General features: G+C 31.9%; 1 protein-coding gene. It reads right to left on the reverse strand.

Translation table 11 applies throughout. The features are described from left to right. Positions 1–768, reverse strand: a 768-nt coding sequence (locus IM284_RS23225) for a CHAT domain-containing protein (protein ID WP_193055983.1), incomplete at both ends; no start/stop codon positions are given.

A 768-nucleotide genomic window follows, 5' to 3' on the forward strand; every position in this document is an offset into this window, starting at 1 on the left:
AAACAAGAAGTGATTATTAAGTTCATCACTAATTTGATTTTTAGATAGGTCTGTTAAATTTTCAAAGAAATAATAAACTCCATCTAAAAAATCGTGAGGGTGATTTTCTAATGCGATATTTATATAATTCCGTAACTCTATTAATATGGACTTATCATTAATTTTATATTTTCTGAAAATGTACATTAAAAAATAATCGAAATAAACTCGGCGGTTAAGTCCCGTAATGAACTCTGACCATCTTAAACTTGTTTTAGTGAATAAAATTCTTTCAGGTAGATAGTATCTTAGGCGTTTATATAATCGGCCTATATAGATAGCCGCATCTCTACTTAATATGGGGTATGTACTAGCCAGTACCGTTTTTGCTCCTGCACATAGAAAAGCATTTGCTGCATTAAAATGATTTCTATCGGCTGGGCTTGTATCACAAGCACTTAATACGACTATTGGTGGGATATTAGCTAAACCAATTAACTCATAAGGATACAAAATTTCACCTGATAGCTCAAGGAATCCATGCCCATCATAATCATGGCCACCGTGCATATCAAATATTACAAGAGCGAATTTAAATGAATTCAAAGAATCCACTAGCTCATTTTTATTTGTGACATCTTTAAATATTACTTCCATTTCAAAGTTCGGGATGTAAGACCCTTTTTTAGAAACTTTTTCATTTACTACTGAATTAATACTAGGGTCGTTGCATTCTTTTATTACCCGATGCAATTCAATTTTTATATCATTACTTATACGTTCCCCAGC

It is taken from the genome of Enterobacter cloacae complex sp. P12RS, from assembly GCF_014895875.1.
GTDB classification, from domain to species: Bacteria; Pseudomonadota; Gammaproteobacteria; order Enterobacterales; family Enterobacteriaceae; genus Enterobacter; species Enterobacter bugandensis.